This window comes from Synechococcus sp. OH20 (assembly GCF_047502685.1).
Classification (GTDB): Bacteria; Cyanobacteriota; Cyanobacteriia; order Thermostichales; family Thermostichaceae; genus Thermostichus.
In genome coordinates this window covers 1-26,628 of sequence record NZ_JANSIQ010000038.1, presented here as the reverse complement: position 1 = coordinate 26,628, position 26,628 = coordinate 1, and the positions used below count along the sequence as shown (strand labels likewise).

At 61.1% G+C, this 26,628-nt stretch carries 18 protein-coding genes and 1 tRNA gene; 10 read left to right on the top strand and 9 right to left on the bottom strand.

Features of this window, described 5'->3' with window-relative positions:
* The first annotated feature begins 5 nt into the window (after positions 1-5).
* The 3 genes from NW826_RS08935 to NW826_RS08925 all read left to right on the top strand — a co-directional run bounded on the left by NW826_RS08935 (position 6) and on the right by NW826_RS08925 (position 1,678).
* A complete protein-coding gene (locus NW826_RS08935; RefSeq protein WP_414509942.1) occupies positions 6-1,157 on the top strand; it encodes a serine hydrolase domain-containing protein in 1,152 nt (383 codons plus the stop codon).
* On the top strand, positions 1,154-1,591 hold the full coding sequence (locus tag NW826_RS08930) for an XdhC family protein (protein WP_414509941.1): 438 nt from the start codon (positions 1,154-1,156) through the stop codon (positions 1,589-1,591). The genes NW826_RS08935 and NW826_RS08930 overlap by 4 nt, the downstream gene beginning before the upstream one ends.
* Before the next feature lie 13 nt (positions 1,592-1,604).
* A tRNA-Met gene (locus NW826_RS08925) sits at positions 1,605-1,678 on the top strand.
* Between the two features lie 207 nt (positions 1,679-1,885).
* Here NW826_RS08925 and ilvB read toward each other — a convergent pair.
* A complete protein-coding gene (ilvB, locus tag NW826_RS08920; RefSeq protein ID WP_414509947.1) occupies positions 1,886-3,712 on the bottom strand; it encodes a biosynthetic-type acetolactate synthase large subunit in 1,827 nt (608 codons plus the stop codon).
* A 177-nt stretch (positions 3,713-3,889) separates the two neighbouring features.
* Here ilvB and NW826_RS08915 point away from each other — a divergent pair, with 177 nt between their 5' ends.
* A complete protein-coding gene (locus NW826_RS08915; RefSeq protein WP_414509940.1) occupies positions 3,890-5,518 on the top strand; it encodes a phospholipid carrier-dependent glycosyltransferase in 1,629 nt (542 codons plus the stop codon).
* 110 nt (positions 5,519-5,628) lie between these two features.
* Complete coding sequence (locus NW826_RS08910) at positions 5,629-6,693, top strand: Gfo/Idh/MocA family oxidoreductase (protein ID WP_414334108.1); 1,065 nt, start codon at positions 5,629-5,631, stop codon at positions 6,691-6,693.
* A 250-nt stretch (positions 6,694-6,943) separates the two neighbouring features.
* Here NW826_RS08910 and NW826_RS08905 read toward each other — a convergent pair whose 3' ends face one another.
* A complete protein-coding gene (locus NW826_RS08905; RefSeq protein WP_414509939.1) occupies positions 6,944-8,785 on the bottom strand; it encodes a transglutaminase domain-containing protein in 1,842 nt (613 codons plus the stop codon).
* A 217-nt stretch (positions 8,786-9,002) separates the two neighbouring features.
* Here NW826_RS08905 and NW826_RS08900 point away from each other — a divergent pair, with 217 nt between their 5' ends.
* From NW826_RS08900 to NW826_RS08880, 5 genes are all read left to right on the top strand, one after another.
* Entirely contained in the window at positions 9,003-9,839 is an 837-nt protein-coding gene (locus NW826_RS08900) for a sulfite exporter TauE/SafE family protein (RefSeq protein WP_414509938.1), read from the top strand.
* A 245-nt stretch (positions 9,840-10,084) separates the two neighbouring features.
* Positions 10,085-12,142, top strand: coding sequence for a GspE/PulE family protein (locus NW826_RS08895; protein WP_414509937.1), 2,058 nt, complete (start codon positions 10,085-10,087; stop codon positions 12,140-12,142).
* A gap of 154 nt (positions 12,143-12,296) precedes the next feature.
* Complete coding sequence (locus tag NW826_RS08890; RefSeq protein WP_414368780.1) at positions 12,297-13,439, top strand: type IV pilus twitching motility protein PilT; 1,143 nt, start codon at positions 12,297-12,299, stop codon at positions 13,437-13,439.
* Between the two features lie 171 nt (positions 13,440-13,610).
* Complete coding sequence (locus tag NW826_RS08885) at positions 13,611-14,837, top strand: type II secretion system F family protein (RefSeq protein ID WP_414509936.1); 1,227 nt, start codon at positions 13,611-13,613, stop codon at positions 14,835-14,837.
* A gap of 50 nt (positions 14,838-14,887) precedes the next feature.
* The gene (locus tag NW826_RS08880) at positions 14,888-19,600 is read left to right on the top strand and encodes an alpha-2-macroglobulin family protein (RefSeq protein WP_414509935.1); all 4,713 of its coding nucleotides are present in this window, start codon (positions 14,888-14,890) and stop codon (positions 19,598-19,600) included.
* On the opposite strand, the gene NW826_RS08875 is transcribed toward NW826_RS08880, so the two are convergent.
* From NW826_RS08875 to NW826_RS08845, 7 genes are all read right to left on the bottom strand, one after another.
* Positions 19,601-21,403, bottom strand: coding sequence for an NFACT family protein (locus tag NW826_RS08875; RefSeq protein WP_414509934.1), 1,803 nt, complete (start codon positions 21,401-21,403; stop codon positions 19,601-19,603).
* A gap of 48 nt (positions 21,404-21,451) precedes the next feature.
* Positions 21,452-22,051, bottom strand: a complete 600-nt coding sequence (locus tag NW826_RS08870) for a DUF3727 domain-containing protein (protein WP_414334123.1) — start codon at positions 22,049-22,051, stop codon at positions 21,452-21,454.
* Positions 22,052-22,125: 74 nt separating this feature from the next.
* Positions 22,126-22,395, bottom strand: a complete 270-nt coding sequence (locus tag NW826_RS08865) for a gas vesicle protein GvpG (protein ID WP_414334125.1) — start codon at positions 22,393-22,395, stop codon at positions 22,126-22,128.
* A 91-nt stretch (positions 22,396-22,486) separates the two neighbouring features.
* Positions 22,487-22,876 carry a hypothetical protein gene (locus tag NW826_RS08860; RefSeq protein WP_414368785.1) on the bottom strand — a complete coding sequence of 130 codons (390 nt, stop codon included), beginning with the start codon at positions 22,874-22,876 and terminating at the stop codon, positions 22,487-22,489.
* A 167-nt stretch (positions 22,877-23,043) separates the two neighbouring features.
* Positions 23,044-24,399 carry a pentapeptide repeat-containing protein gene (locus NW826_RS08855; protein ID WP_414509933.1) on the bottom strand — a complete coding sequence of 452 codons (1,356 nt, stop codon included), beginning with the start codon at positions 24,397-24,399 and terminating at the stop codon, positions 23,044-23,046.
* A 220-nt stretch (positions 24,400-24,619) separates the two neighbouring features.
* Positions 24,620-26,245 carry an AAA family ATPase gene (locus NW826_RS08850; RefSeq protein ID WP_414509932.1) on the bottom strand — a complete coding sequence of 542 codons (1,626 nt, stop codon included), beginning with the start codon at positions 26,243-26,245 and terminating at the stop codon, positions 24,620-24,622.
* 43 nt (positions 26,246-26,288) lie between these two features.
* Positions 26,289-26,628 (bottom strand): pentapeptide repeat-containing protein (locus tag NW826_RS08845; RefSeq protein ID WP_414509931.1); only part of this gene is annotated, 340 nt, incomplete at its 5' end.

Here is a 26,628-nt window from a genome sequence, read left to right as displayed (position 1 = left end):
AGCAGATGAGTTGGGATCCGGCCTTGCTGACGGAGCTGCTCAACTCCGCCGTCCCGCGCCTTTTCCCCGCTGCCCAGGTGGCCATTCGCCACCGGGGAAAGTGTATTTACTCAAGGGCGGCAGGCTATCTTGACCCTGAGACCCAGTGCCAACCGACAACCTTGGCCATCTGTTTTGACCTGGCCTCCCTGACCAAGCTCTACACCGCCACCGCCTGCATGGTCTTGGTGGAAGCTGGAGCGTTGCAGTTGGATCAGCCGGTCAGTCTCCTGTTGCCGGAGTTTCAGGGATCCCGCCCCATTGCCCCCTATGAGGATCCTCTGCAGCCGGGGAAACGGATTGCTGTGGAACCGGAAATCGAAGGCGAGCTGATCCCGGCAGGGCAGGTGACGGTGCGGCAGTTGCTGGCCCACACCGCCGGCTTGCCCGCCTGGCGACCCCTTTTTCGACAGCCCGACGCCGCATCGGCCCGGCACATGGCCCTGCACACTTTTTTTTCCTACAAGCCGGGATCCCGTGTGGTCTACAGCGATCTGGGATTGATCTTGCTGGGCCTGGCTTTGGAACGTCTGAGCGGGGCCAGCCTGGATCAGATCTTGCACGCCCAGGTCTTGCGGCCTCTGAACCTGGGCCAAACCCGGTTTTGTCCGGGGGATCCCTTCCATCCACCCCTTGCCTCTGTCCCTTGCGCGCCCACCGAGCTGTGCCCCTGGAGAAGGCGCCGTTTGCAGGGGCAGGTTCACGACGAAAATGCCGCCCGCCTGGGCGGGATCGCCGGCCATGCCGGGCTGTTCGCTACGGCAGAGGAGGTGGCCGCCTTCGGAGAGAGTTTTTTGACGGGATCCCTACTGCAGCCGCAGACGGTGCGGGAAATGACCCGCGAGCAGTTGCCTCAGCCAAATGCTCCGCAGCGCGGTCGCGAACGTCGAGGCTTGGGGTTTGCCTTACGCTCTGCGGATCCCTTGGCCAGCAGCTACCCGTTCAGCCCCGGCGCCTTCGGCCACACCGGCTTCACCGGAACCTCCCTGTGGATCGATCCAGAGCGAGAACTGGTGGTGGCCCTGCTCACCAACGCCGTCTATCACGGTCGGCAGGAGAACGGGTTCCAGGCTTTTCGGGTTGCCTTCCATCAGGCCATTCTGAGAGGACTGGCTTGATCTTCGATCTTTGTATCGCCTATCTGGCTGGCTTTCGCATTTGGGTTCAGGACGACCGCCCGGACTGGGTAACCCCTCAGCGCTTTCCCGATGCCGAGCGGCTGTACCCACAGCCCTTTGCCCAGCTTATCCCCGATCTGCAGAGGATCCCGCAGCTCTACATTGCTCTTCTCACCCGCAGCTACAACCTCGATGGCCAAACCCTACGGGCCATTTATCACTCCGGCCCCCATTACTTGGGGATGATCGGTAGCCGCAAGCAGGTGCAAGCCGTCCTGCAAACTCTGGCCCAGGAAGGGATCCCTGAAGCCAATACCCACCCAAAACGGCGAAACTCGGTTGACACTCCCACAGCTTGGCCGGGGAGTTCCCACGCAGTCCGGTACCCAGTCTCCCGAGGTGTAGGCTTGCCGGCTGACTGCTGGAGGGGCTAAGCTAGAAGAACAGCGCGGGGTAGAGCAGCCTGGTAGCTCGTCGGGCTCATAACCCGAAGGTCACTGGTTCAAATCCAGTCCCCGCTATACGTAATCTCTTGCTTGATAGGCTCAAGCGCAGTGGGCCTGGTAAGTACTCTGTGCCACCACCTCTAGGCTCTCTTCCAGAGGTCAGGGATCAGCCTGATATTTGATTTGATTTTGATAATGACCACGAAAGGCGGCGGTTAAACAACGGCGGCCCTTCTCAGAGGGATCCCACCCTCCTCGACCCAATGGCCAGGCCCGCCGGCTCTAAAGCTTGGTGCCGCACTCGGCGCAGAACTTGTGCAGGCTGGGGTTTTTGGCGCCGCAATTGGGGCAGTAGATGAGCTCGGCGGCCTGTTCCAGTTGCCGCTTTTCCGGCAGCCCAATCATCTGGTAGTTGGCTTTGCCGGCAGGCACCATCGGGTAGCAGTTCTCATCCCGCTTGACCACAAAATCGGCCAGCACCGGCCCCTCGTGGCGCAGCATCTCCTGGATGGCATCGTCCACTTGATCGGGGTGATCGACGCGCATGCCCTTGACGCCAAAGGCTTCGGCCAGCTTGACAAAATCCGGCATGCCCGCAGCCATATCGGAGTGGGAATAGCGCTCGCCGTGGAAGGCCTGCTGCCACTGGCGCACCATGCCCTGCCAGCCATTGTTGATGATGGCCACCTTGGTGGCAATGCCGTACTGGGCCACCGTGCCCAGCTCCTGCATGTTCATCTGAAAGCTGGCATCGCCGCTGATGCAGATCACCTCGGCATGGGGCAGGGCCACTTTGACCCCCATGGCCGCCGGGAAGCCGTAGCCCATGGTGCCCAGGCCAGAACTGGAGATCCACTGGCGCGGCCCGTTGCGCAGAAACTGCGCCGCCCACATCTGGTGCTGGCCGACATCGGTGGTGTAGTAGGCATGGGGAGCGTGGCGACGAAACGCATCGATCACCTGCTGCGGGGCGATCACACCCTCATAGCGGGGCACCTGAAGGGGGTAGTCCTGCTTCCAGCGCTCGATCCGCTCCAGCCAAGCCTGCGTCTGGCCAGGGGTGTGGGGCATTTTGCTCAGTTGCGCCAACAGCTCCACCAAAACGGTGCGCACATCTCCCACAATCGGCACGTCCGGAGCGCGGTTTTTGCCCACCTCTGCCGGGTCAATGTCGATGTGGATCACCTTGGCGTGCTTGGCAAATTCGTCCAGCTTGCCGGTTACGCGGTCGTCGAAGCGGGCCCCCACTGCAATCAGCAGGTCGCACTCGGTAACGGCAAAGTTGGCGTAGGCAGTGCCGTGCATGCCCAGCATCCCCACCGAGAGGGGATCGTTCTCATCGAAGGCCCCCTTGCCCATGAGGGTGGTGGTCACCGGGATCTGATAGGTGTGGGCCAGCTCGGCAATCTCCGCATGGGCACCGGAGATGATGGCCCCGCCGCCCACGTAGAGCAGGGGACGCTTGGCCTGCAAAATCAGCTTGGCCGCCGCGTGGATCTGGCGCGGGTTGCCCCGCACCGTGGGCCGGTAGCCGGGGATATTAACCTCAGTGACCGGCTGGTAGTCGAACTCTTCCAGGCCCACATCTTTGGGAATATCGATCAGCACCGGCCCTGGCCGCCCGGTGCCGGCAATGTGAAAAGCCTCGGCAACAATCCGAGACATTTGACGCGGATCCCGCACCACGTAGGAGTGCTTGACGATGGGCAGGGTGATGCCAAAGATGTCGGTCTCCTGAAAGCCGTCGGTACCGATCAAATGGCGGGGCACCTGGCCGGTGATCACCACCATGGGCACAGAGTCCATCATGGCGTTGGCGATGCCCGTCACCAGGTTGGTCGCCCCTGGCCCCGAGGTGGCGAAGCACACGCCCACCTTGCCGGTGGCGCGGGCGTAGCCATCGGCAGCATGGGCCGCGGCCTGTTCGTGGCGAACTAGAAAATGTTTGAGCAGCCCCTGAGATTCGGCTTTGTAGAGCTCGTCGTAGACGGGGAGGATGGCTCCCCCCGGATAGCCAAAGATGTGCTGCACCCCGTGCCGGTGCAGGCTGTCCACCAACGCATATCCACCCGTTGCCACGATGTCTTCTCCCCACTGAGATGACCGGATGTCAAGCGCCCACTCTCAGGAGAGCCGGCGTAGGCAAAGCGGCCAGAAGTTGGCCAACTTTGGTATTTGTATTCAACTCCACAGTCTAGCAGCGGTTTGCTCTCAAATCGCTCAGATTTTCACGGTCGGCTAAAGTAACACTGGGGATCCCCATCGTCGTCTTGTTTGCTGCTGCCCATGACTTCCAAACCAACTCCTTCTCCCAGCGATCCAGAGCTGGCAAGGTCGGAAAGAGACGAGCTGCTGCCGGGTGGTAGGCGGGCCGCTGGCACTTCTTCTGCTGAGGTAGAGACTGTTGCTCCTGCTTTGTCCGGCGTCGGGTCAGAGGGATCGCGGCGGTGGCTGCTATGGGGGGCGCTGGGGATCTTTCTGGTGGGCCTGGGGTTGCGCCTGTGGCGGCTGGACGAGTTTCCGGCTCCGGTGTTCGACGAGGTGTATTTCCCCAAGTTTGCTCAAAATTATCTCGACGGCGAGCCTTTCTATGATGTGCATCCCCCCCTCGGGAAATACTTCATTGCCCTCAGCATTCAGGTGTTTGGCCGCAATGAGTGGGGGTTCCGCTTCGCCACCGCTTTTTGTGGATCCCTGATCCCCTTGTTGCTGACGGGCTTGGCCTACCGCCTCACTTACCACGTGGGCTTTGCCCTGTTGAGCGGGAGCCTGCTGCTCACGGATGGAGTGTTTCTGGTGGAATCCCGCTTTGGCCTGATCAACGTGTATCTGGTGGCCTTTGGGCTGGCGGCCACCATTCTGCTGCTGAGCGGTCTGGAGCGCCAAGGTTGGCAACGGGCCGTCCACTTTGCCGGCTCTGGGATCCTGTTGGGAGCGGCAGCTGCGGTGAAGTGGAATGGCCTCTGGTTTGCCTTCATGTTTGCCCTGCTGGGGATCCTCGTCTGGGGGGTGATCTGGCTGCGCCCGCAGTGGATCCCACGATTGGGCATTTTGATCCAAATCCGCCATCTGCGCTGGTGGCACTATGCGTTCTGCTTCGTCCTCGCCCCGCTGGCCTTTTATGCCATCCAGTGGATCCCCCACCTGCAGCTCAACCCGCAGCAGGGGCTAACCCTGGATTGGAGCTGGACGGGCATCCAGAATTATTTCCGATCCCTGGTGCTCATCAACCAATCCGTTTACGGCGGGCACCTGCATGCCGATCTCGTGGTGGATGAAAACACCCCTGTTCACCCCTACTGCTCCACCAGCTTGCGATCCCTGGTGGCTTGGTTCCCCGTCTTGCGTCCTTGGCTGACCACGCCCTTGGCTTCGGCGGGGGCCTGGTCCTGGCCGATCCTGGGCCGTCCCGTGGCCTACTACTTCAGCAGTCAGGGCGACCTGTGGCGAGCGGTTCATGGCCTGGGCAATCCCTGGCTGTGGTGGCTGGGGACGGGATCCATCTTGGTGCTCGTCTGGCGGGGGATCCGTCGCTTCCACGGCCTGGAAGCCTTCATTTTGATCGGCTACGCGGCCAATTACCTGCCCTGGTTTCGAGTTAGCCGCTGTGTTTTTATTTACCACTACATGAGCGCTCTGGCCTTTAGCACTCTGGCCCTGGCCTGGCTGGTGCTGCTGGGCTGGCAGAGTTATCGCCGCTTCTGGCGCGGGACGAGTATCACGGCAGTAGCCTTGGTTTTGGCATCTTTTCTCTTTTTTTTCCCCGTTTGGTTTGGTCTTCCCCTCAGTCCCGGCGGATTTTACGCCCGCATGTGGTTCCGCCCCACGCCGACCCCGCTCTTTTGCTTTAGCCCCCAGGCCTGTGAGCGAGCACCCCTACGCCTGCCGCCCGTCCCCGGCCTGAACTGGATTTGAGAAAGGCATGGTAAGCTTTGTAAAGTTCGTTTCGTGAAATGCTGCCCGCTGTTACCAAAAAATAGGGTATGGTTCGCGAAACCCTTGTGGTGGAGGTATGTGGAAACGTCATGGACCGATCCTGCCCGAGTCCTGCCAACTCTCCCCGCCGTCCACCGGCCTATACAGGGCAAGCTGTCCCGGTTGGGGTAATCGGGGTCGGCAACATGGGCCAGCACCACACTCGCGTGTTCAGCTTGATGAAGGATGTGCGGGTCGTGGGGGTAGCCGATATCAATGTGGAACGGGGATTGGATGTGGCCAGCCGCCACCGCGTTCATTTCTATGAGGACTACCGCGATCTGCTGCCCCACGTAGCTGCCGTGGCCATCGCCGTACCAACGGTTCTCCACCACGAGGTGGGCATGGCCTGCCTAGAGGCCGGCGTCCATGTGCTGATCGAAAAGCCCATCGCCGCCAGCATCAGCGAAGCAGAATCGCTGGTGAACCGAGCTGCCGATTGCAACTGTATTTTGCAGGTGGGGCACATCGAGCGCTTCAGTCCCGTTTTCCAGAAGCTGGGCCAAGTCTTGCAAAGCGAGGAGCCGCTGGCTTTTGAGGCCCACCGCCTCAGCCCCTATTCCGACCGCGCCAGCGACGTGTCGGTGGTGTTTGACCTGATGATCCACGACATCGACCTGTTGTTGGAGCTGATCCCGTCTCCTGTGACCCAAATTACCGCCAGCGGCAACCGCGCCTCTAAGTTGGGCTACCTCGACTACGTCACCGCCACCCTCACTTTTGCCAACGGCGTCATTGCTACCCTCACCGCCAGCAAGGTCACCCACCGCAAGGTGCGCAGAATTGCTGTCCACTGCAAAAATGCCTTGGTAGAAGCGGATTTTTTGCACAACGAGATCTCCATCTATCGCCAGGGATCCGCCAGCAGCAGCAGCGACTACGGACAGATGCCCTACCAGCGGGATTGCTTGATTGAGAAAGTCCACACCGACAATATCGACAAGCTCCATGCCGAGCTGGAGCACTTCATTAACTGTGTGCGCGGGGGCAATCAGCCCTCTGTGGGTGGGGAGCAGGCTCTGAAGGCTTTAAAGCTGGCCTCGGAGGTAGAGCGGATTGCTCTGGACGGATGTGCCTGGAGCGAAGCCAAGCCCCGCCGCAGCCTTTTATCTTAGTCCATCCCACCAACAAAGTCATTTCAAGTAGCAATAAAACAGTTCGTTACGTCGTTATTGCTGGGCAACGCTGTCGAGAACGCGCTGCTCCAACTTCCCTCTCCCTTTGGGAGAGGGGGCGGGGGTGGCTGCCGCAGAGTACTTAGGCGGCCTCGCAGTCGATCCCCTCAGAGCGCTTGCCATCCTCAGGCATGAGGGCCAAACCTGAAGATGTGAAACGTGGCAGCTCGGTCCATGCGCGTTCTCTGTTTCAAATTTCTTCTAAGATGCGAAATTGCACATGGTTAATGGCTAGCTCTCCAATCGAGGCTTGATCGGTGTTGATCGTCTCAAACGGGATCCCTTTGGCGATCTCGGCATGGGTCCAGGGCAGGCCCATAAAGTAGCGCTGCGGATAGGGGCGCTCCCCCCGATCGTCGGGGTTTGACTCCATCGGCACCCAACCCCAACCGGGCAGGTAAAACTCGATCCACACGTGGTTGTATTGGGGAAACAGCGGGATCCCTTTCAGTTCGGGGTGGGGAGGACACTTGTAGCGCCCCACCGTGCGGCAGGGGATCCCATTGAGGCGGGCCAAGGCCAGCAGCACCCCCACATATTCGCCGCAGGAACCGGAGCCACGCCGCAAAACCTCATCCGGCGGGTCGATGCGGGAGGTGACCCGGTAGGAAAGCTTGTCGTAGACATAGGCGCGAATGTTAAGCATTTTGCGCAGCAGGTTGGTCTCGCTGCCGACGGCCCGCCGCGCCGCCTCCCGGACAATCGCAGTGTCCATAGCCAGGTAATCATCGTCCACCAAGTAGCGATCCCGCAGATCCGGGGGCACGGCGGCCTCTTCTACATCCAGCGGATCGATGCAGTACTTGATGCTGTAGAGATCCAGCACCGCCCGCCAGCCAAAGAGGCGCACCTCATCGGCCCCCAGGGATCCCAGCGAAAACACCGCCACCTGTTGGCCGGCTTGCTCCTCCAGCTCAAACGGCAGGCCTACCCAGTGGAGGCTGCGCACCCGTTGGCGAGGGCTGTTGCAGGGCAAGGCAATCCGCCAGACCAAATCGGGCAGGGCGCGCGGCTCTTCTTGGGCAATTTCTTCCATATAGGTCAGCTCCACCCGGTAGCCGTGGGAAAGGGTGTAGGTGGCGCGCTCCCCCAGGCGCTGGGGCTGAAAAACCACCGAACAAGCAATGGCGGGATCCGTGGACTTGCTGCTGCTGACCCAAGGGGGGTCTGGGGGGGGATCCAAGGGCCGCAGGCGCAGGGGGGCCACCCAGGTTTTGTTGCGCAAGGCCACCGACAAGGGATCCGGAGCGTTGGGGTTGTCGTGGATATAGGCTTCTTCGTGGGCGTAGGCCACCCAGAGTTGTCCCCGCCAATGGGCCAAGCCGGTCGGCCCAGGAGAAGGGGTGAGGATGCGGGCCAATTCCCGCCCGGTCTGGCGCTCCAGCACGTAGATCGTCTCTTCCACCCGATCGCTCACCCAAAGGTAGTCTCCCTGTACCGCAATCTGTTCTCGGCCAATCCCAGGGGCGGGCATCTCCTGCACAATGAGCCCACGACCGGGATCCAGGTGCAGGAGCTTTTCCCGTTTGTAGCAGGTGGCATAGAGGTGGCGGCTGCCTGTGTGGGGATCGATCCAAAGGGCGATCCCTTCGATGGGGCAGGGGCACCCGCACACTTGAAAGGCTTCCAGGGATCCTGGTTGCTGCAGTGCGGCCATGGGAATGCGCAAGATTTGCCCCTCCTGCTCCCGGCCACGACTCTGTCCCGCTGGCGCGGCCAGCCAGATCCAGGCTTGCTCCCCCTCTGACTCTACCCACAAACCATAAGCACCTTGGAAAGAATGGACGTGATGGGGGTTGAGCAGCAGGGTGTTGTGCTCCTGGATTTCTACCAAATAGCCCCTCACTCGATCCAGGCCCAACAGGCGCTCTCCCCAGGTGGCCAAGCCTTCCAGAGCGACCAACCCCAGGGGTTGTAGAGGAGCTGCAGTTGCCTGTGGCCGCCCAGAGAGGGGCCACCAAGCGGGCTGGGATACCGTGGAATCCGGATTTTTCTGAGCATCCAGATCGCTTGCCGAGTGGATGGCAACCATGGAGGCTTCCTTGCCTGCGAAGAGGCCAGCCTGCTCACGCAATCTACATTGGCAACAGGCCCAGGCCAGTACGACTGCCAACATTGTAGGATGTGCTCCCTTTTGGCTCCACCCCAAGGGATCCCTGGCCGTTTGTGTTGTCTGCCAGTCCTGCCGGGGACAGAGAATGCTACGATGACAAGCATTTTGTTATCAGCAAGGTCGGGAACCAGAAACCATGGAAAACAATCTGGCCTTGGCAGTTGGCGGCCTGGTGGCCGGGATCCTGGCCGGTTTTTTGGGCATTGGCGGCGGCACGATCCTGGTGCCCTTGCAGGTGAGCTTGGGGATCCCACCGGTTCAGGCTGTGGCCACCAGCAATCTTTCCATTGTGATGACCTCGATGGCGGGCAGCGTCCAAAACTGGCGCATGGGCTTGCTGGATCTGAAGCGGGTCATCTGGCTGGGGATCCCGGCGTTGCTCACGGCGCAGGTGGGAGCGAGCATCGCCAGCCGCATGCCCAGCCATCTGCTGTTGGCCGCCTTCGGGGTGTTGCTGCTGGCCAACACTTACCTGGTGGAGCTGCGCAAAACGGTGGCCACCCAAGCCTTGGAGACAGAGTTCTCGCCTGCTGCTCAAGTGCGGATGCCTCCCTGGTTGGCCCGCCTCCTGACCGGTGGCGCTGCCGGCTTGTTGGCCGGACTGTTCGGCATTGGCGGTGGGGTGATCATGGTGCCCATGCAGATCCTGCTGCTGCAAGAGACGATCAAGGTGGCGATTCAAACCAGTTTGGGGGCGATCGTGATCACAGCCGTTGCTGCCACCGCCAGCCATGCGGGTCTCAGCGATTGGATCTGGAATGGGCTGGGGTTTGGGGACGGTACCATCCACCGGAATGTGCGTTGGATCCCAGGCTTGATCCTGGGGACAGGCGGGTTAATCGGTGTGCAGATCAGCACCCGCACCCTGCCCAAGTTGCCCGATGAAACGGTCAGCCTGCTGTTTCGGGGCTTTCTGGCTATTCTTTCTCTCTACATTTTTTGGCAAGCCTGGCAAAGCTACCGAGTTCCGTGAAGCGATCCTGGTCTGCCCCAGCAGTCAGGACAGGAGTCCTGGTTCCAAATTATCCGGCGTCGCTCCCAACCTTCGGGCCTGCAATTTAGGGGGCGAGGTGGTTTTGAATGCCAGTTTAAGCCCAGCTGGGGCATACTAAGCCCAGAGTGGGCGCACAGACCTGCGTGTCTTCGCCGTTGACCCTTGTAGCCTAGTGCAGTGAAATAGAGACATTGATGTAGCAACAGGGTGGGTGGCCCAGCAGCATGAACGACCTTCCTACTCCTTTTACTGCTCGTCGTGGCGGCGTCAGCAAGGCCCTGGCCATCGCCAACGCCAGCATCACCCCCTTTGGCCGCAAGCTAAAAGAGCTGGGCTTTGCCGACGACAAGCAAATCCAGGACATTCAAAATGCCCTCAAAGCCAATCGCGAAGGGGGCAGCAAGGCTCTAGCTCTGGTGGTCAAAGAGATTGCCGGCAGAGAGATCACCCCCGACCTGGAGCGGGCCTACAAGCGGCAGCAGCTCTTTGAGCTAAAAATCATCTACGGGATCCCCTCCCTCGACATCGATCTGGAGCCGGTGGAGATCTCGGAGATGATCGGGCTCATCGACTCGCTCTTGCCCCTCGACATCTGCAACCGCTACAAGTTCTTGCCCATCCGCCGCCAAGACAACCAGGTGCTGGTGGCGATGGTCAAGCCGGATAACCTGCAGGCGCTGGACGACATTCAGCGGCGCTTCCGTATCCAGGGGCTGAAGCTGCAGCGGCGGGTCTTCACCCAGCGGGATTTCGAGGCCCTGATCAACCGCTACATGGACGCGCAGGCGGAGCTGTTGGCCATCAAGGGCATCAACGACGCGGCTGCCGCCCAAGAGGAAGAAGAGGTGGTGGTCAACACCGCCGAAATCGATCTGGACAGCATCGAGGATGTGGCTGGGGATGAGATCGGCGAGGGATCCCTGGAGCAGCAGCTCAAGTCGGCAGACGATGCCCCGATCATCAAATTGGCCAACCAAATCCTGATTAAGGCACTGCAGGACGGTGCGTCTGACATCCACATCGAGCCGCAAGAAGAATACCTGCGCATCCGCTTCCGCAAGGATGGGGTGCTGCGGCAGGCTTTTGAAAACTTTCCCAAAAAGATCGTCCCCGCCCTCACTGCCCGCTTCAAGATCATCTCCAACTTGAACATTGCCGAGCGGCGCTTGCCTCAGGACGGGCGGATTCGGCGCGTCTTTAAGGGGCGCAAGGTGGACTTCCGCGTCAGCACCCTGCCTTCCCGCTACGGGGAAAAGATCGTGCTGCGCATCCTGGACAACTCCGCCACCCAACTGGGTTTGGATAAGCTGATCACCGACCCGGAGACTTTGGCCAGCTTTAAGGAGGTTGTCAGGAGACCCTTTGGCTTGATCTTGGTAACCGGGCCCACCGGATCCGGGAAAACCACCACCCTTTACTCAGCTCTGGCGGAAGTGAACGATCCCGGCATCAACATCAGCACTGCCGAGGATCCCATCGAGTACTCCCTGCCGGGGATCACCCAAGTACAGGTGATCCGCGAGAAAGGCATGGACTTTGCCATGATCCTGCGCGCCTTCTTGCGGCAAGACCCGGATGTCATCCTGGTGGGGGAAACCCGCGACCACGAGACGGCCAAAACCGCCATCGAAGCCTCCCTTACCGGCCACCTGGTGCTGACCACCCTGCACACCAACGATGCCCCCGGTGCCATCGCCCGCTTGACGGAGATGGGGATCGAGCCTTTTATGATCTCCAGCTCGCTGTTGGGGGTGCTGGCCCAGCGCTTGATGCGTCGGGTATGTACCGAGTGTCGGATCCCGTACCATCCCACCGCTGAGGAGCTGGCCCGCTATGGTCTCAGCCTCAGCGGTGATGGGGAGCAGCTCACCTTCTACAAAGCCAGCAAGCTCTCCCCCAAAGAGGTGGAACAGCACAAGGCCACCGGCAAGCCCATCTGCGAGAAATGCGGGGGCGTGGGCTACAAAGGCCGGGTGGGGGTCTATGAGTTCATGCGCATGAACGACCGCCTGGCGGATTTGATCAACAAAGAAGCTCCCACGGAGGTGATCAAAGAAGCAGCGGTGGAAAGTGGCATGAAAACCCTGTTGGCCTACAGTCTGATGTTGGTGAAGCAGGGCCTCACCACGCTGGAGGAGGTCGATCGGGTAACCCTCACCGATAAAGGATTGGAAAGCGAGCTGAAAGCCCGCGCCAAGGCTCTCAGCACCTGCCGCAACTGCGGTGCCGCCCTGCATGTAGACTGGATGGACTGCCCCTATTGCCTGACGCCGAAGTTTTAGAAAACCGGGCTTGTCACTTGACGAGGCTGAGGTGCCGACTATAACAGTCCTAGACAGGGATCCTGTACCGTTGTTTCTTCAACATGGCTTTGGCCGACGGCTCTTTGGATAGATAGCTTTACTTAGTTCTACTGACTTTGGAGAACCCAAACCTATGCCCCAACTGATGATCGAAGACTTGATGGAGGCAATCGTCCAGAAGGGCGGTTCCGACATTCATATTTCGGTGGGTTTGCCCCCCTACTTCCGCATCAATGGCGAACTCCAGCCAACAGAGCACGAGCCCCTCACGCCTGAAGAGGTGCAGCGGCTCATCTTCAGCATGTTGAACAACACCCAGCGCAAACACCTGGAGCAGAACTGGGAGTTGGACTGCTCCTACGGCGTGCGTGGGATCGGGCGCTTCCGCGTCAACGTCTACCGGGATCGCGGCACCTATGCCTGTGCCATGCGGGCGTTGGCCTCTGAGATCCCCAACATCGACAAGCTGGGCCTGCCGGATGTATGCAAAGAAGCCGCCCGCCTGCCACGGGGGCTGGTGCTGGTGACCGGCCCCACCGGATCCGGCAAATCCACTACGCTGGCCTCCATGATCGACATGATCAACCGCGAGCGGGCCGAGCATATCCTCACCATCGAGGATCCTATTGAATACATCTACACCCCCATTCGCAGTATTGTTCACCAGCGGCAGTTGGGGGAAGACACCAAGAGTTTTGCCAACGCCCTACGGGCGGCGATGCGGGAGGATCCGGATGTGATCCTGATCGGGGAGATGCGGGATCTGGAAACCATCCAGTTGGCCATTACCGCCGCCGAGACGGGCCACCTCTGCTTTGCCACGGTGCACACCAGCTCTGCTGCCCAGACGGTGGATCGCCTGGTGGACGTGTTCCCGCCGGAGCAGCAGCAACAAATCCGCGTGCAGCTCTCCAACTCCCTCAAAGCCGTCTTCTCGCAAACTTTGGCCCGCCGCCTCAACCCCAAGCCAGGAGAACCGGGGCGGGTGCTGGTGCAGGAGATCATGGTGGTGACGCCGGCCATCGCCAACTTGATTCGGGAGGGCAAGACCGCCCAGATCTACTCGGCCATCCAGACAGGGGGTAAGCAGGGCATGAAGACCCTGGAGCAAGATCTGGCCAACCTCTACCTGCAGGGCAAGATCGACTTCGATACGGCCATGTCCAAGACCTCTCGCCCTGAGGAGTTGCAGCGACTTTTGGGCAACGTCACCGGGCCATCGCCAGCCGCGGCAGCTCAACACCAGCGGCCCGCAGCGGCTGCCGCCCGTCGCTAAACGCTGGCTCCAGGGATCCCTGGCTGAGAGTTCCTCGCCAACCTCTGGCCGCCGGCCCCATTTGTAGCTAAGCTCTAGCTGAAGAGAGCGTCGGTTTGTCTAAGGTTGCGAGACTGAGCCAAGGGATCCCATTCCGGCGTGTCGAACTAACGATCCAAGCAGGGGTAAGCCATGCCGCGCTACAAGGTTCGGGGGCTAAAGGCCGGTCAGCCGGTGCGCCTGACAGTGGTGGCCAACAATTTGACCGAGGCCCGCGCACGGCTGCGCCGGGAGGGCGTTTTTGCCAAACAGGAAGACATCCAGGAAGAAAAGCCCTTCTTCTCCCTGGATACCTCTTTTGATTTCTCGATGATGGGATCCATCGACATTCGCGACAAGGCGGTGTTCTCGCGGCAATTTGCTGCCCTGATCAACGCCGGCGTGTCGATGGTGCGCTCCCTAACCATTATGGAGGAGCAGACCGGCAACCCCAAGCTCAAGAAATACCTGCGGGCGATTCGAGCGGAAGTGGAGGCGGGGAAGAACCTGTCCGATTCCATCCGCCCTTATCCGGATGCCTTTGACGGCCTCTACTGCAGCATGGTGCAGGCGGGGGAGGTGGGCGGTGTACTCGACGAGGTGCTCAACCGACTGGCCAAGCTGCTGGAGGACATGGATCGCCTGCAGAAGCAGATTAAATCGGCCATGACCTACCCGGTGGTGGTGACCATTTTGGCCGTCTTAATCTTTTTGGGCATGGTGCTGTTCATCTTGCCCACTTTTGAGAGCATCTACAACGACTTGGGGGGGGAGCTGCCCGCCTTTACCCAGTTTTTTATCAACATCAGCAAGTTTCTGCGCACCCCCCAGTACAGCTTGGGCCTGGTGGGCTTTTTGGCGGCGGTCTTTTTTGCTTTCCAGCGCTTTTACCGCACCCCCGCCGGCAAGGAGACCATTGATGCTCTGGCCCTCAAGCTCCCCATTTTCGGCGACCTGATCCAGAAATCGGCGGTGGCCCGTTTTTGCCGCACCTTTGGGGCCCTCACCCGCTCCGGGGTGCCGGTGCTGACTTCTTTGGAGATCGTGCGCGACACTTCCGGCAACCAGGTGGTGGCCAACGCCATCGACGCTGCCCGCCAATCCATCTCGGAGGGGGGGCAGATCGCGCCGGCCCTGGATAAGGCCAAGGTCTTCCCAATCATGGCCATCCAGATGATCAGCGTGGGCGAAGAGACGGGGGAGCTGGATGCCATGTTGATGAAGACGGCGGACTTCTACGAGCTGGAGGTGGAGGAGGCGGTGCGCGCCCTCACCAGCCTGCTGGAGCCGCTGATGATCGTGATCTTGGGGGGGATGGTGGGCTGCATCATCGTGGCCATGTACCTGCCCATGTTCAACGTGTTTGAGCTAGTGAAGTAGCGACTGAATCCCCAGGGCAACCAGAACCCATCGGGAGGAGGAAGGGATCCATGCTGCGGCGGTGGTTGGTGGCCCTGGTGGTGTTTTTGGGAGTGGGGCTGGCGGTCTTGCTTTCGGAACAGCCGACGGGATCCCTGCTGGGGCGGGTGGAGCTGCCGGCAGGGGTGGCGCCGGGGAACGTCCAGGTGATTGCCGCCGGCCCGGTGAGCCGCAGCATCAGCCCGTCTGCGGAGGGCGAGTACCGCCTGGAGCGGCTGCCCGTTGGGGAATACCGGGTGACGGTGCGGGGATCCGGCCTAGAGACGGTCTCCAGCGAGAGACCCGTGCAGGTGCGGGAAGGGGCGATAGCTTCTGCTCCTCTCCTACGCCCGCAGCTTCTGCCCCCCAGCCTCTACCTCTACAGCACCAGCCAGGTGTTCACGACCGCAGAGCCGGCGCGGCTGGAGTGGCGGGCCAGTGGCCTGGGAGCGGTGCAGTTTGCCCTCTACCGCTTTTCCCTGGCTGATTTGGAAGGATCCCCTTTCTTGCGGGATCTGGCCGATGCTGGCTATGGATCCCTGGCTCCGGCCCTGCGAGGAGAGCTGGTGCGCCGTTGGCAGCAGCCGCTGGGGGGAGAAGAGGTGACTCGCACCCTGGAGCTGGGGATCCTGCCGCCGGGGGCCTACTGGTTGGAGGCGGAAGGCCAACAGCCGCGGCAGGCGGCGGCACCGCTGCCTTGGTCGGGGGAGTGGCTTTTGGTGAGTGACCTGGGCCTCATCCAGAAACAGGATGCCAGCCAGTTGGTGGTGCAGGCGGTGCATTTGCGGGAATTGCGTCCTCTGCCGGGGATCCAGATCCAAGTTTTCGGGGAGTGGAGGGATCCCCTCATTGCCACCACCGACGAGGAGGGGCTGGCCCGGTTTAGCTTGCCGACAGGGGAGAGATCCTCGCTGGTGGTCTATGGCCACAGCGCCGACAACACGTTGCAGGCTTTGTCCCGCAGCTATGCCTATGGCTGGAACCAGCCCCACCGCATCTACGCCTACACGGATCGTCCCCTCTACCGCCCCGGCCAGACGGTCTATTTTCGCGCCCTGGTGCGGGAGCACGACCGCCTCACCTCGGCAGGCCAGCCGGTGCAAGTAACCCTCACCGCCCCCGACGGCGATGTGCTGGGCGAGCAAACCCTGGCCACCAACGCTTTCGGCAGCGTCCACGGGCAGTTTCAATTGCCGGAGGAAACCCCCCTGGGCAGCTACGGCCTGGAGTGGCGGGTGGCCGGGCCGCAGGGATCCAGCCGCGAGTACACCGCCTTTGAGGTGGGAGCCTACCGCAAACCGGAGTTTGAGGTGAGGGTGGTGCCCGACCGGCCTTGGCTGGTGCGGGGGGGATCCCTGAAGGTACAGGTGGAGGCCGAGTATCTTTTCGGGGCGCCGGTGACCACCGCCCAGCTTCGCTACTGGGTTTACAGCAGCCCCGACTGGAGCCTGCGCTACGGGCTGTTGCCTCATTCGGGGGCAGAAGACTATTTTGCCGGCGACCTGGGAGAGGAACAGGGCTACTACGGCGGCTACGGGGGGCTGGTGGCGGAAGGAGAAGGGGTGACGGATGCCCAGGGGCGGGCGGAGTTTCGCCTGGAGCGCCTGTTGCAGGATCTGGACTGGGAGGAAGACAGCTACTGGGGCCCGCAGGAGGTGCAGCAGTTGCGCATCGAGGTGGAGGTGAGTGATATCAGCCGCCGCAGCGTGACCGGAACGGCACGGGCCTGGGTGACGGCCGGCCAATTTGCCCTCTTTGCCGAGGCCGATCGCCATCTGCCCGCTCCAGGGGATGTCATCACCTACCGGCTGCAAGCCCGCGACTACGACGGCCAACCGGTCAGCACCGCCGGGGAGCTGAGCCTGGAGCGCTGGCGCTGGGATCCCCAGAGCAGCGTCTACCGACGGCAAGCCACTCTGCTGCGGCAATCTTTTCAGGTTGTCAACGGCGAGGGCAGCCTGGTTCTGCGCCTGCCCGCCGACCTGGAGCCGGGAGACTACCGGGTGCGGCTGACGGCCCAGGATCCTCGTCGCTACCGCGTGCAGGAGGTAGACCATCTCTGGGTGGTGGAGCCGGGCAGCCCCCTGCAAAGTTGGGGATCCCTGCCCAGCCTGGAGGTGGTGGCGGATCGCCAGATCTACGAGGTGGGGGAAGAGGCCCAGATCCTGATCGTCTCGCCGCTGCCGGATCTGCCGGTGCTGGTGGGTCTGGAGGGATCCCGGCTGCACCAGGTACAGGTGCTGCGCCTGCAGGGGCATACGGCCACCCTGCGGCTGCCCATCCTGGACGACTACCGCCCCAACCTCTACGTCACCGCCACCGTCGTCGGCCCAGAGCGGCGGCTGTACCAGAACGAGGCTCTGCTGCGGGTCTCGCCGTTGGATCGCTTTTTGCAGGTGGAGCTGCAGACGGATAAACCCACTTATCAACCAGGGGAGACGGCCCAAATTCAAATCCGCACCCGCAACGCCCAAGGGCAGCCGGTCAGCGCCGAGGTGGGGTTGGGGATCGTGGACAACGCCCTCTACCTGCTGCGGCCTGACTTCACCCCCGATATCCGCCGCTTCTTCTACGGGCGCCAGGACAACCAAGTTACCACCACCACCTCTTTCCCTCAGCAATACCCCGGTGGTGCCGACAAGCTGGCCGGCCAGGTGCGGGAAGATTTTCGCGATACCGCCGCCTGGTTCCCGGATTTGGTGACCGATGCCGATGGCTTAGCCCAGGTCCAGGTGCGCTGGCCGGACAACCTGACTACCTGGCGCTTGACCGCCCGCGCCGCCACCGCCGACACCCAGGTGGGCTCCGCCCTAGCCACCGTCGCTGTCAGCAAAGACCTCTTGGTGCGCCTGGCCACCCCCCGCTTTTTCCGGGTGGGGGATCGGCTCACCTTGGCGGCCATCGTGCAAAACCGCACCGGTCAAGCCCAAGCAGTGGAAGTGGGGCTGGAAGTGCCCGGAAACCTAGAAGTGCAGGGCCCCCAACGGCAACGCCTGACCGTGCCCGCCCAAGGGGCGGAGCGGGTGGAATGGCCGCTGCAGGTGCTGGGGGCCGGCGATACCCCTGTGCGGGTTTGGGCGCAAGGGGAGGGGCTGCAGGATGCGCTGCAACTGCGGATCCCCAGCCAGCCCTTGGGAGCAGTACACCGCTTCTTCCAAACGGGGCGGCTGCAGGCGAACAGCCTTGAGCTGCCTTTGGATTGGCCGGCCACTTGGGTGCCGGGATCCCGACACCTGCATCTGGAACTGGCCGCCAGCCCGGCAGCGGAGCTTTTGGGGCCGTTGGACTATCTCGTGCAGTTCCCCTATGGCTGCACCGAGCAGACCTTGAGCCGCTTTTTGCCCGGCTTGGCGGTGGCCCAGGCCAGCAAGCAGTTGGGCTTGAACCTGCGCTCGCCCACCCTGGAGCGGCTGCCGCGGGTGGTTCGAGCCGGCCTGCAGCGGCTGGAGGACTCCCAGAACTATGACGGCGGCTGGGGCTGGTGGGCCTACGACACCAGCAACCCCTACCTGACCGCCTACATCCTGCAGGGCTATCATCTCGCCCAGGCCGCTGGCTATGCCCTCAAGGAGTGGCGGGTGCAGCGGGCTTTGGAGTACCTGGCTGGGCAGCAGTTCCAACCCCTCTCCCCCGATCTGCGGGCCTTTGTGGCCTACAGCCTGGCCCTCTGGGATCCGGCGCTGGTGACTGCCGAGCTGCCGCCGCCGCAGCAGCTTTCCACCTTTGGCCTGGCCTACCGCGGGCTGGCCGCCCTGCAACAGGGCCAGCGGGATCCCGCCCAAGCGGCTCTGGATGAGGTTCTAGAGCGGCGGCAAAGGGATCCCCAGGGGCGCTGGTTTCTTCCTGCCGCCTCCGCCCCGCCAACCGGCGAGCGCTCCACCTACGACGACCTGGAGGTGGCCGGGCCCCTCTTGCAACTGGCCGTGCGCCTGCAGGATGGCCGCGCTGGCGAGATCGCCACCGCCCTTCTCCAGCAGCGGCAGGACAACCGCTGGCGCACCACCAAAGCCACCGCCGACGCCCTCCTGGGCCTGGTGGCCTACTACCAAGCCCAGCAACAGCAACAGCCTGGCCCCGGCCAGGTGCGGGTGTTGGAGGAGGTGAGCGGAGCTGAACTGGCGCGTTGGCAGGCCGGCGGTGCGGATCCCCGCCAAGTGCTGGACTGGGACGACGCCGAGGTGAGCACCCTGAGCCGCCTGCGTTTGGAAAAATCCGGCCCCGGCCCCCTCTACTACAGCTTGAGGGGAGAAGCTTTTGTTCCCAACCCTCTGCCCTCTCAAAGCCAAGGCTTTGCCGTCGGCCGCAGCTACTTCCGCCTACAGCCCCAACCCCAAGCCAATGGAGAGATCCGCTACCGAGAACAGCTCCTGCGCCCCGGCGAGGCGGTGCGCGCCGGCGAGGTGCTCCTGGCCCGGCTGACGGTGGAAGCTGAGCGCGATAGCCACTATGTGGTGATCGAGGATCCCTTGCCCAGCGGCGCCGAGATCACCTCCCAGGATCCGCGGCTGCTCACCGGCTCGGCCCCCGACTACTGGTGGGACTGGTTTTGGACCCATCAAGAAAACCGCGACGACCGCGTGGCCTTTTTCAGCACCGAGCTCAAGCAGGGCCGCCACGAGTTCGTCTACCTCTTCCGTCCAGAGATCCCCGGCCAGTTCCAGGTGGCCCCTGCCCTGGCGGAAGAAATGTACGATCCCAGCCGCTATGGCCGCAGTGCTGCTCACTCCCTCAGGGTTCTTCCCTAGTCAGTGTTGCGCGAGGGCTGAGGCGATGAGGCATTGAGCACGGCTGGGGCGGCCCCAAAGCACCTGCTCCTGTTTGTAGACAACCATGCCGGGCGGGGATCCCTTCGGTTTGAACACCCATTTCGGGCGGGTATACACCACCGGCACCTGTTCGCTGAGGCGACCGCGGCTGAAATGAGCCGCCAAATCGGCAGCCGCCTGCAGATCCTCGCTTTCGGCCACGGCGCCGGGGGGCAAGCGCAGCAGCACATGGCTACCGGGGATCTCTTGGGCGTGAAACCACCAATCGTGTTCCTGGGCCATGCGAAAGGTCAGTTGGTCATTTTGCAGATTGTTGCGCCCCACCCAGATGGAGAAGCCACTGGGGCTGGTAAAGCGATGGGGATTGAAGGTTGCCAGTGAGGCCTGTTTTGATCCCACCCGTGAGGGCTCTGTCCCACTGTTGCGAGCAGGACTCTCCAAGTAGCGCTGTTGGATCAGCTCGGTCTCAATTTCCTTGAGGGCGGCCAAGTCTTGGGGATCCCGATAGGTTTCCAGATGCTGCAGAGACGCTTCCACCTGCTCCAGGTATCTGATCTCCTGCTCTACCGCCTCTTGCAAAGGCCGCACAGCTTCCTGAGCCCGTTTTTGTTTGCGGTGCTTGCGGTAGTAGGCTTGGGCATTGAGAATGGCATTTTTCTCCGGGTCGAGCGGGATCTTGATCGTCTGGCCGCTGGCAAAATCTGGCAGCTCGATGTGGTGCAGCCCTGGCCGCCAGAGGTGGAGGTGGGCCATCAACAAGTCGGCAGCTCGTTTCGAGGCTTCCGCTTGGGTGGATTCGGCCAGCATCGTCTCAAATTGCTCTCGCCGCTGATAGAGCTTTTTCAGCAGGGTGGACACCTTTTGCAGCAGGCGGTGGCGCTCTCGCTCAAACTGTTCGCGGTTGAGCTGAGCTTGGTAGTAGTCTTCCAGAAGTTGGTGCAAGGACTCCGTCGGAGGGCTGACGGGACGGCTTGCCCAACCGAGGACGGTGTATCCCTGGGGAGTGGGCGCCGGCTCAAACCGGCCTGTTTCCAGACGGGTGAGCCAGTCCTGCCACCTGGCAAACAGCGCCTGCCAATCATGGACAGACAGGTGATCGCTGGGGGTCTGCGGCGGGATCCCAGCCTGATGACACATCGCTTCCACCAAATGCCGACTGAGACCGCGATAACCGTGCAACAGCCGTTGGCCGATGGGGCCGGGGATCAAGGCGATGCGCTCTTGCCAAGAGGAGAAAGGCTCGGATCGCTGTGGGATCGGCGCAGTCAGGGCTGGAGGGGACTCGTAGGGAAGGCCCGGCTGCACCGGACGCACCCGCGATTGCCGCTCGCTCACCCCATGGCCGCTGGCCAAAATCAGGCCTGCCTCGTCCACCAAAATGGCGTTGCTGTGCTTGCCCATCACCTCTAGGTAGAGATGGCGCTGCGGGGGATCCCCGGGCCGAGGGGCAAAGCGACAGTCGATCACCCGTTCCCACTCGTCTGTGAGAGCCAGCTCCGTCAGCGCCAAACCCCTCAGTTGCCGTTGGAGAAACTGGCTAAATTGAAAGCCGTCCGGCTCTTTGGCAGGAGGCTGACAGAGGTGGAGACGCGCCGCTTGGGGATGCCAGCACAACAGCAGGCAAGGGCGGGCAGTGAGCGTGCGCAAACCGATGACCACCGTCCACAGATCGGTCTGTTGGACCCATTCCACGCGGGCGGGCAACCAAGAATCCCGCCCTGCCGCTGCCCCCGTCAGATCCGCCAGCACCGCACGCAGGGTGGTCAGATCAACCGGCTGCATCCCTGTTGCTCCTGGTCGCTACCCAACCCTTGAGGGTTCACTCACGGCCTAATCTTCGTCCTCCTCTTCTTCGTCATCCTCGCCTTCCCATTCCTCGTCCAGATCCAGCAGCAGAGCATAGAGCTGATCGAAAAGCTCTGGAGGTTCATCCGGGGTGAGCAGATAGGGATCCCCTTCCTCGGGCAAAGCAGCATAGATCAAAACGGGATCCAGGGGAGCAAAGATGCCGTATTTCTTCTCTTGGTAGAAAAACGTAGCCAGCAGTTGAAACTCCTGGGCATCTTCTTCGCTCTCGCCCAGCTCGAACACATCTTCCTCTTCGACGGGGGGCAGCTCTCCCTGAACCGTAAGGATGTCAAAGCCATTCTGCTGCAAGGTCAGGTTCAACTCCCCCAAGACCGCCTGGATGGTGGGGATGGCAGCCTGTAGCTCTTCCGGATCCGGCTCGTCCAGGATCCCTTCCATGTCGGCGTCTCCGTTCACCGCCTGGTTGGGTTCCCCTTCCCAAACCAGCACTTTGATCACAGCATCGACAGGAGTGACCAGGGCATAGGTCTGCCCATCGATGACCACCTGCCGCAGAATCTCGCACTTGAGAGGCTGGTTCTGCTCGTCGCGGAGCATCAAGGTTTCATGCGATTCAGTCATTGAAAACAGCCCAGGTTAGGAAAGATGGGGGTGTACAGAAGCCCATTCTCCCATGTTCTGCCCCCTCGCAAAGTTCAGGGATCCCCTGCCAACTCGCCATCAGCACTTTGTGCTTCGGCTGCTCGTTCTGCCTGGGTTAGGGCTTCCAGGGCCAACAAAATCTCTTCTTCTCGGCGGGCGTAGGTGTCTTCGTCAATTTCTCCCAAATCTAGCTGGATTTGCAAGGCTGTAAGCTCTTTTTGCAGGTTTTCTTTGTTATCCAGTTGTGCTTCGGCGCGTTCTTGAATTTGCTCCGCTAGCCAAAGCAAGCTTTGGGCCGGCCACGTCAACAACTGCCAAACCATCTCACATCTCCCAAAGCTAATAAACAACCCCTGCGATCCTATCAACTCGGCTCCTCAGATGCCGTCGCCCCAGCTTAGCGCAGAGAGGAGACTAATTGTCCCGGCAGTGCTGCTCGATCCAATCCATCAACTCCCCATCGGAATGGGTGCACAGCCGCTCCCCTGTGATCGGGTCTTGGACAGACCACCAGACCCTGCCGCTACCATCTACCCATTGACGCACGCGCAGCTCATCGCAAGCCGTCAAAACCGCTTTTAGGCTCTGCCAAAGGCGGCGCCATCCTCCAAACAGCGCTGGAGAGGAAGGATCCCTGCTGCCGTACTCGGCTGCCAGTTGCCGCTCCTCTTGCTCTAACAATTCCACCAAGCGGGTGTTGTTGGCCGCTCTGGCTGCTGCCAAACGATGGGCCAGGGAAGCTGCCATGTTGTGGCGATGGCGGGCAAGGAGACTCACCCCACCCCTTTCAGCGGCTGCATTCATGAGGCTGCTCTCCAGCATCAGGAGCTCTACACGATCAATCCTACCGAAAAATCTGTAGTTAAAGATACGGAAAATACCCAAACCATCGATAACGTGTTTTGGAAAGTGGGATTACGGTCATTCCGATCTAGACCCACCTCGGTGAAGCTGAACATTAGTCGGGCCTGCTAGGGATGGATGGTTCCGTCGGGGAGGATGGCCCCGCTCAAGTCAGCAAATCGATCCCAGCCGGGACTTAGTTTTGCGCCCGTTAGGTTTGCTCCCTTGAGAGAGACGTTCAGCAAGTCTGCCTCCTGCAGGTCTGCCCCGCTCAGGTCGGCTCCTTCCAGGTTTGCCCCCCTCAGGTCTGCTGCCCTTAAGTCGGCCCCGCTGAGGTTTTTCACATCAGCCTGGCCGTTAACAATCTCCCAGACCAGCCGCCACTTGGGATCCATCTGCGTTTCGGCAGAGACTAGGGATCCCTCTAGGCTGACCCGGCTCAAGTCGGCCCCGCTCAAGTTGGCTCCGCTGAGATCAGCCTGGCTCAGGTCAGCCCCGCTCAAGTTGGCTCCGTTGAGGTTGGCTGCTCTCAAGTTAGCCTGCTTCAAATTGGCCCCCCTCAGGTTGGCTCCGCTGAGGTTGGCCCCACTGAGGTCTAATCCTCTCAGATAGGTCTGGGCCAAGCTGGCCTCGCTTAGATCGACCCCTCGCAGATATGTTCCGTTTAGGTTAGCTCCGCTCAGGTTGGATCCTCTCAGACATGCCTGACGTATCCGGCTCAGGTTAACCCCCCTCAAGTTGGCTTGCCTGAGGTTGACCCCCTCCAGGTTAGCTTCACTCAGATCGGCTTCGGTTAAGTTGGCGTTGTCCAGGTTCGCTCCCCTTAAGTAGGCTCGGCTTAGGTTTGCGGAGCGCAAATCGGCCCCCTCTAAGTCGGCCTCGCCTAGGTATGCTGCACTCAGGTTTGCGCGGCTCAGCTTGGCCCTGCTCAGGCGTGCTGCTTTCAAGTTTGCCCGGCTTAGGTTGGCCCCCTCTAGGTATACCTCGCTCAGGTTAGCCCAGCTCAGATCAGACCGGCTCAGGTCAGCCTGGTACAGACAGGCTGCTCCCCCCCTCTCTCCTTTCCCTAGGTCGGCTCCCCTCAAGTCTGCCCCACTTAAGTCAGGCCTACCTAGACTGGCTCCCCTCAGGTCAGCCCAGCGGAAGTCTCGCTCTCCGGCTCTGTATCTGGCTTGGATATCTTCGACTTTACGGAGAGGAAGCGGATGCGCTTTTGCTACCTGCACAAGCTCCGGATCCGCTGACTCCAGCAGTTTTTTCCAGGCTGCAAATTGAACTTTCCAAGCCAAACCTTTTTGCATGACGGTTTGGATAACAAGTTGAGCCCCTTTTTCGCCATATTGGAGCGCTTCCTCAATCGCTCGGATTCGCACTTCCAGATCGGGACTGGCTAGGTCTTGCTCAATAGCCACCAAGCCTCCCATGACCGGATCGGAGCCGGCCAGTTGCTGCCCACCCAGAACGGGATCAAAGGTTTCCGCCATCCCTACACCTCAAGTTAACCTTCCAACTACCTGCTGCTGCATAAGCCATAGGCCCGGTCAGTTTTGGCAATTACTTCAGCTTGGTAAGCTTCCAGCCCCCAAATCGACCACCAAAATCAGGGATCCCGTAGCCCAAAGCAGCCGCTGTCTGTTGGATCCCTGGGGAGCTGATGGTTTTGGTAGGGCTGCTACATCCCGCCAGAAGACCAGGACTGAGAACTTAGGAGGGGGAAAACGAAGAGGGGCTGTCGACTTCGATGGGGCCCAGCCCTCTTTTTTGCACCAGCGTTCGCAGCTCCTGCACAAGTTGTTGGTCTTGGGAGGCCGTGCGGGCGCCGGACTCGGCAGCCCATGCTTTCAAGTCCTGAATCTGGTCGCGGGCGATGGCGGCCAGAGGAACGGTTTGGCGAATGGCGCTGAGGACGTCCTCCTGGGTAAACTCGCGGGGTGGATCCTGGTTGAAGGCCATGTGCATGGCATCGTAGATGGTCTGTTCAATTTCTGCCCCGCTGAAATCTTCGCTGGCCATGGCCAGCTCAGGGTAGGAGAAATCCCGCAAGCGGTTGGGCCGCAGCCGCTGGATGTGGACTTGGAAGATTTCCTCCCGCTCCCGTTGGTTGGGCAAATTGACAAAGAAAATCTCATCAAACCGGCCTTTGCGCAGCAACTCAGCCGGCAAGATGCGGACATTATTGGCGGTGGCAACAATAAAAACGGGTTTGGTTTTTTCCTGCATCCAGGTAATTAGGCTGCCGAAGACCCGCTTGCTGGTGCCCGAATCTCCTGAAAACTCGCTGTTGACGCCGCCAAAGGCCTTATCCAACTCATCAATCCACAAAACACAGGGGGCCATAGCTTCGGCAATTTGGATCATCTGGCGCACGCGGCTTTCACTCTCGCCGACGATCCCGCCGAAGAGTCGCCCCACATCCAGCCGGAGCAAGGGCATGCGCCACTCGCGGGCTATGGTTTTGGCACAGAGGGACTTGCCGGTGCCCTGGATCCCGGCCAGCAAAATGCCCTTGGGGCTGGGCAAGCCATAGTCGCGGGCCTGGGCACTAAAGCTGTTGCGGCGCTGGCGAATCCAGGCTTTGAGGTTTTCCAGGCCGCCGACATTTTGCAGGGTCTCGGAGGGGTTGTAAAACTCCAGGATTTCCGTCTGGCGGATGTATTGCTTTTTCTCTTCCAGAACCAGGTCAATATCGCCCTCGCTGACCTTGCCTTTGGCGGCTAGGGCGCGGGCCAGGATCCGCTCAATGCGCTGCCGGGTCAGCCCTTGACAGGCTCGAACCAGTTGTTCCCGCGCTGGGCCGCTTAGCTCCAGTTGACGGGCAGGGATCGCGCGGGTAACGATCCGCTCAATTTCGTCGATGCTGGGCAGGGGAAAATCATAGACTACAATTTCCTCGCGCAGCTCGGCAGGGACAACGGCTTCTTGACCCAGGAGGATGATGGACTTGCGGCTGTGGCGGCTCTCTCTGGCCAAGGTTTTTAGGTAGCGGATAACGGGATAGTTATCTGAGCGTTCTGGATTTCTCAGGGTGGGGTTTAGATCCTTGAGAACACAAATAACCGCCTCGTCCTCTTTGATAGCGCCGATGCGGCCCAGAGCAGGCATCAATTGACCTTTGTTTTGGCCGTTATCTGACCAGCCAGAGACGATATCCCAGATTAGGAGTTTGCGCTTGGGTTTGAGAGAATCGGCCAGAACTTGTAGCAGCTCCTCTGCCGGGGCTTCTTCGGGAGTAACCAGGTAGATCAAAGGGTAGCGAGCGCGAACCACCAAGTCCAGCAGCGTGAGAATGTCTTGGTGATTGCTGGCAAAGGCGAGATCTAAGGAACTCATGGATCTAGCTGCTAGCTGTAGGTAGTCTAGCAAAGGGATCCGCCTAGGGATGGACAGTTCCGTCGGGGAGGATGGCCCTTCTCAAGTCGACAAATCGATCCCAGCCGGGACTTAGTTTTGCGCCCTTTAGGTTTGCTCCTCTCAGATCCGTGCCGTCCAGGTTTGCTCCCCTTAGCTCGGCCCCGCTCAGGTTGGCTTGCCACAGGTCGGCCCCGCTCAGCTTGGCTTGGTTCAGGTTGGCCCCGCTCAGCTTGGCCAAGATCAAGTTAGCCCCGCTCAGGTCGGCCCCGCTCAGGTTGGCCCCGCTCAGGTCGGCCTCGCTCAGGTTGGCCCCGCTCAGCTTGGCTTGGTTCAGGTTGGCCCCGCTCAGCTTGGCCAAGATC

Bases quoted from the DNA above. Each gene is read 5' to 3' on its own strand.
- NW826_RS08935 (WP_414509942.1), top strand. From the start codon at position 6: ATGAGTTGGGATCCGGCCTTGCTGACGGAGCTGCTCAACTCCGCCGTC.
- NW826_RS08915 (WP_414509940.1), top strand. From the start codon at position 3,890: ATGACTTCCAAACCAACTCCTTCTCCCAGCGATCCAGAGCTGGCAAGG.
- NW826_RS08910 (WP_414334108.1), top strand. From the start codon at position 5,629: ATGGACCGATCCTGCCCGAGTCCTGCCAACTCTCCCCGCCGTCCACCG.
- NW826_RS08905 (WP_414509939.1), bottom strand. From the start codon at position 8,785: ATGGTTGCCATCCACTCGGCAAGCGATCTGGATGCTCAGAAAAATCCG.
- NW826_RS08900 (WP_414509938.1), top strand. From the start codon at position 9,003: ATGGAAAACAATCTGGCCTTGGCAGTTGGCGGCCTGGTGGCCGGGATC.
- NW826_RS08895 (WP_414509937.1), top strand. From the start codon at position 10,085: ATGAACGACCTTCCTACTCCTTTTACTGCTCGTCGTGGCGGCGTCAGC.
- NW826_RS08890 (WP_414368780.1), top strand. From the start codon at position 12,297: ATGCCCCAACTGATGATCGAAGACTTGATGGAGGCAATCGTCCAGAAG.
- NW826_RS08885 (WP_414509936.1), top strand. From the start codon at position 13,611: ATGCCGCGCTACAAGGTTCGGGGGCTAAAGGCCGGTCAGCCGGTGCGC.
- NW826_RS08880 (WP_414509935.1), top strand. From the start codon at position 14,888: ATGCTGCGGCGGTGGTTGGTGGCCCTGGTGGTGTTTTTGGGAGTGGGG.
- NW826_RS08875 (WP_414509934.1), bottom strand. From the start codon at position 21,403: ATGCAGCCGGTTGATCTGACCACCCTGCGTGCGGTGCTGGCGGATCTG.
- NW826_RS08870 (WP_414334123.1), bottom strand. From the start codon at position 22,051: ATGACTGAATCGCATGAAACCTTGATGCTCCGCGACGAGCAGAACCAG.
- NW826_RS08865 (WP_414334125.1), bottom strand. From the start codon at position 22,395: ATGGTTTGGCAGTTGTTGACGTGGCCGGCCCAAAGCTTGCTTTGGCTA.
- NW826_RS08860 (WP_414368785.1), bottom strand. From the start codon at position 22,876: ATGAATGCAGCCGCTGAAAGGGGTGGGGTGAGTCTCCTTGCCCGCCAT.
- NW826_RS08855 (WP_414509933.1), bottom strand. From the start codon at position 24,399: ATGGCGGAAACCTTTGATCCCGTTCTGGGTGGGCAGCAACTGGCCGGC.
- NW826_RS08850 (WP_414509932.1), bottom strand. From the start codon at position 26,245: ATGAGTTCCTTAGATCTCGCCTTTGCCAGCAATCACCAAGACATTCTC.